This window comes from Pseudonocardia pini, from assembly GCF_013870575.1.
GTDB classification, from domain to species: domain Bacteria; phylum Actinomycetota; class Actinomycetes; order Mycobacteriales; family Pseudonocardiaceae; genus Pseudonocardia; species Pseudonocardia pini.
This window is the reverse complement of sequence record NZ_JACBXB010000501.1, coordinates 1-4,126: the sequence shown is the minus strand read 5'-3', so window position 1 is coordinate 4,126 and position 4,126 is coordinate 1. Positions and strand designations below refer to the sequence as shown.

The window sequence follows — 4,126 nt, the reverse complement described above, 5'->3', positions numbered from 1 at the left end:
TTGCCCACCGGGCGTCAGGCCCCCGGGGTGAACCGCGGGAAGGCCAGCTCGCCCGCATAGCGCGCGGCGTCGCCGAGGCCCTCCTCGATCCGGAGCAGCTGGTTGTACTTGGCGACCCGCTCCGACCGCGCCGGGGCACCGGTCTTGATCTGCCCGCAGCCGGTGGCGACGGCGAGGTCCGCGATGGTCACGTCCTCCGTCTCGCCTGAGCGGTGGCTCATCATGCAGCGGTAGCCGTTGTTGTGCGCCAGGGTGACCGCGTCGAGCGTCTCGGACAGGGTGCCGATCTGGTTGACCTTGACCAGCAGCGCGTTGGCGGCGCCGCGGTCGATCCCGTCCTCCAGCCGCTCGGGGTTGGTGACGAACAGGTCGTCCCCCACGAGCTGGACCTTGTCGCCGATCGCCTCGGTGAGCGAGACCCAGCCGTCCCAGTCGTCCTCGTCCAGCGGGTCCTCGATCGAGACCAGCGGGAACGAGTCGACGAGCTCGCCCCAGACCTTGGCCATGTCCGCCGACGAGAGCTTGCGGCCCTCGTAGCTGTACACGCCCTTGTCGTGGAACTCGGTGGCCGCCACGTCGAGCGCCAGCACGACGTCCGTCCCCAGGGTGAAGCCCGCCTTGCCGACCGCGACGGCGATCAGGTCGAGCGCGCCCTTGGTGCCGCCCGCGACGTCCGGCGCGAAGCCGCCCTCGTCTCCGAGGCCGGTGGCCAGGCCCTTCTCCTTCAGCACCGACTTGAGCGCGTGGTAGACCTCCGCGCCCCAGCGCAGTGCCTCCCGGAAGGACTCGGCACCGATCGGGGCGACCATGAACTCCTGCACGTCCACCGAGGTGTCCGCGTGCGCGCCGCCGTTGAGGATGTTCATCATCGGCACCGGCAGGATGTGCGCGTTCGGCCCGCCCAGGTAGCGGTACAGCTCCAGCCCGGAGGACTCGGCGGCGGCCTTGGCCACCGCGAGCGACACGCCCAGCAGCGCGTTGGCGCCCAGCCGGGACTTGTCCGGCGTGCCGTCCAGGTCCACCAGCCGCTGGTCGACCAGGCGCTGGTCCACCGCGTCCATCCCGATCAGCTCGGGTCCGATCTCGTCCAGCACCGCTGCGACGGCCTTCTCGACGCCCTTGCCGCCGTACCGCTTCGGGTCCCCGTCCCGCAGCTCGACGGCCTCGTGCTCGCCCGTCGAGGCCCCGGACGGCACCGCCGCGCGCTCCAGCGTCCCGTCGTCCAGCGCGACCTCGACCTCGACCGTGGGGTTACCCCGCGAGTCGAGGATCTCGCGCGCGCCGACCTGCTCGATGACAGCCACCCGATAGCTCCTGTGGTCTTGGCGTCCGTTCTCGGCGGTCAGGGTAACCACCGCCGGCCACGGGGCGGGCGCCGAACCGCCGACGTCACGCCGGTTGTCCACAGGCCGGGCCGCCGACGCGCCGGATGTCAAGCCTCGCGGATCACGCGCGGGGGCCCTAACGTGGGACGGGCCATGTCGACCCAGCCCAGCGGTCCCCCCGAGGGGACGAGCTCCGCCCGGCCGTCACGGAACCGCGTCTTCGAGGGGTTCCGACGGGCGGAGATGCTGCTCGCCGACCGCCGCCCGCTGGACGCGTTGCAGGCCCTGGCGCCGGCGTTGGAGAGCCAGCCGAACGATGCCTCGGTCCATCTCCTCGCCGGTCGCGCCTACCTGGACTCCGCCCAGCTGGCCAAGGCCGAGGAGGCCTTCGGGCGGGTCCTCGAGCTCGATCCGGCGGACCACTACGCCCGCTTCGCGCTCGGCAAGGCGCTCCAGCGGCAGGGCAGGCTCGGCGAGGCCAAGGGCCAGCTGCAGATGGCCACCGTGATGGACCCGCGCCCGGAGTACCAGGAGGCGCTCGGCGAGCTGCGGGCGCGGATCGCGTCGGTCACCGACTGATCACAGTTCGGGGAGCATCCACCCAAAAGGGACGAAACCCCGCCTGACCTGCACGAAGTCACCTTCCCCGTCACCCGATCGGAAGCTAGCCTCACCTCGGTCCGCTGAGCCTCACCTCAGCGTGCACATCCGAGCGGAGGAGGGCCTGGTGCTGGGCAACGCGCTGATCGGCCTGCGCGAGGGACTCGAGGCCTCCCTGGTCGTGAGCATCCTCGTGGCCTTCCTGGTGCGCACCGACCGGCGACGCGAGCTGCCGAAGGTGTGGGCGGGCGTGGCGTTCGCGATCCTGGTCAGCGTCGGGGTCACCCTCGGGCTGACCCTGGCCGAGCAGGCCCTGACCTTCGAGGCCTCGGAGGCGCTCGGCGGCTCGCTGTCGATCGTCGCCGTCGCGTTCGTCACCTGGATGATCTTCTGGATGCGCTCCAACGCCCGCGCCATGAAGGCCGAGCTGGAGGGCAGGCTCGAGCACGCCATCTCGATGGGCCCCGCCGCCGTCGTCGTCATGGCCACGCTGGCGGTCGGCCGCGAGGGGCTCGAGACCGCCGTCTTCTTCTTCGCCGCCGCCCAGGCGGCGGGCGAGACCGTGCAGCCGCTGATCGGCTTCCTGATCGGCATCGCGGTCTCGATCGTCATCGCCTTCGCGATCTACAAGGGCGCCATGCGGATCAACCTGGCGAAGTTCTTCACCGTCACCGGGTTCTTCCTGATCTTCGTGGCCGCCGGGATCCTGGCCTACGGCGTGCACGACCTGCAGGAGGCCGGGATCCTGCCCGGCCTCAACACCCTGGCCTTCGACGTCAGCGCCGCCATCCCGCCGGACTCCTGGTACGGGACGCTGCTGAAGGGGATCTTCAACTTCTCCCCCCAGACCACGGTCCTCGAAGCCGTCGTCTGGAGCGTGTACGTCGTCGTCGTCCTGACGCTGTTCCTGTTGCCCCAGCGCACGCGGTCCACCACCCCGACCTCCGCGTGACCTCACCGAGGAGAGAGCCCATGTCCCGCAGGATCCCCGGAGCCACCGCAGCCGTCGTGCTGTCGGCCGGCGCCGCCCTGCTGCTCGCAGGCTGTACGTCCACCGCGCAGCCCCCGGCCGCGCAGAACGGCGGCGGGGGCGGCCCGATCGCCGTCACCGCCAGCGACACTGCCTGCCAGGTCTCCGCCACCGAGGCGCCCGCAGGCAACATCAGCTTCACGATCAAGAACTCGGGTACCAAGGTCACCGAGTTCTACCTCTACGGCACCGGCGACCGGATCATGGGCGAGGTCGAGAACATCGGCCCCGGCCTGTCCCGCGACCTGATCGTCGAGGTGCCCGACGGCGGCGCCTACACCACCGCCTGCAAGCCCGGCATGGTCGGCGACGGCATCCGCGCCGCGTTCACGGTGACCGGCACCGCGCAGCGCTCCACGGACCAGAACGCCCAGCTCGCCGAGGCCACCGCCGGCTACACCCGGTACGTGACCTCGCAGATCGAGGCGCTCGTGGCCAAGAACGAGGAGTTCACCGCGGCCGTCAAGGCCGGGAACGTGGAGCAGGCCAAGGCCCTGTTCCCGGTGGCGCGCACCTACTGGGAGCGGATCGAGCCCGTCGCGGAGTCCTTCGGCGACCTCGACCCGAAGATGGACGGCCGCGAGGACGACGAGCGGGACCCGGGTGTGGAGTTCACCGGTTACCACCGCCTCGAGAAGGACCTGTGGGTCGACGGCCTGCAGCCCGACTCCGCCGCCATCGCCGACCAGCTCGACGCGGACATCCTCGACCTGCAGAACCGGGTGACGACGATCGAGCTCACCCCGGTCCAGCTGGCCAACGGCGCCAAGGAGCTGCTCGACGAGGTCGCCACCGGCAAGATCACCGGTGAGGAGGACCGCTACTCCCACACCGACCTCTGGGACTTCAAGGCCAACGTGGAGGGCAGCCAGGCCTCCGTCGCCGCGCTGCGCCCGGTGATCGACGCGAAGGACCCGAACCTGGGCCCGGTCCTCGACCAGCGGTTCGCCGCCGTGGAGACGCTGCTGGAGGACTACCGCACGCCGGACGGCGGGTTCGTGCTCTACACCCAGCTGACCCCGGAGGACACCAAGAAGATGACCGACGCCGTCGACGCGCTCGCCGAGCCGATCTCGCAGGTCGCGGGGGTCGTCACGTCATGAGCTCGGCCCGGCCCCCGCAGACCGACAGCCCGCCCGTCGACCCGCCCGCCCCGGAACCGCCCGGTCCC

4 protein-coding genes are annotated in these 4,126 nt (G+C 71.1%); 3 read left to right on the top strand and 1 reads right to left on the bottom strand.

Features of this window, described 5'->3' with window-relative positions; all coding sequences use genetic code 11:
• Positions 1–14: 14 nt before the first annotated feature.
• Positions 15–1,304, bottom strand: coding sequence for a phosphopyruvate hydratase (eno, locus tag H5J29_RS23330; RefSeq protein ID WP_181783179.1), 1,290 nt, complete (start codon positions 1,302–1,304; stop codon positions 15–17).
• 174 nt (positions 1,305–1,478) lie between these two features.
• On the opposite strand from eno, the gene H5J29_RS23325 reads away from it, so the two are divergent.
• The 3 genes from H5J29_RS23325 to efeO all read left to right on the top strand — a co-directional run bounded on the left by H5J29_RS23325 (position 1,479) and on the right by efeO (position 4,058).
• Positions 1,479–1,904, top strand: coding sequence for a tetratricopeptide repeat protein (locus H5J29_RS23325; RefSeq protein ID WP_181783178.1), 426 nt, complete (start codon positions 1,479–1,481; stop codon positions 1,902–1,904).
• 145 nt (positions 1,905–2,049) lie between these two features.
• On the top strand, positions 2,050–2,877 hold the full coding sequence (gene efeU, locus H5J29_RS23320; protein WP_181783180.1) for an iron uptake transporter permease EfeU: 828 nt from the start codon (positions 2,050–2,052) through the stop codon (positions 2,875–2,877).
• Positions 2,878–2,897: 20 nt separating this feature from the next.
• On the top strand, positions 2,898–4,058 hold the full coding sequence (gene efeO / locus H5J29_RS23315; RefSeq protein WP_181783177.1) for an iron uptake system protein EfeO: 1,161 nt from the start codon (positions 2,898–2,900) through the stop codon (positions 4,056–4,058).
• Positions 4,059–4,126: the final 68 nt, after the last annotated feature.

Excerpts from the sequence above, each read along its gene's own strand:
- H5J29_RS23325 (WP_181783178.1), top strand. The coding sequence starts at position 1,479 with ATGTCGACCCAGCCCAGCGGTCCCCCCGAGGGGACGAGCTCCGCCCGG.
- efeO (WP_181783177.1), top strand. The coding sequence starts at position 2,898 with ATGTCCCGCAGGATCCCCGGAGCCACCGCAGCCGTCGTGCTGTCGGCC.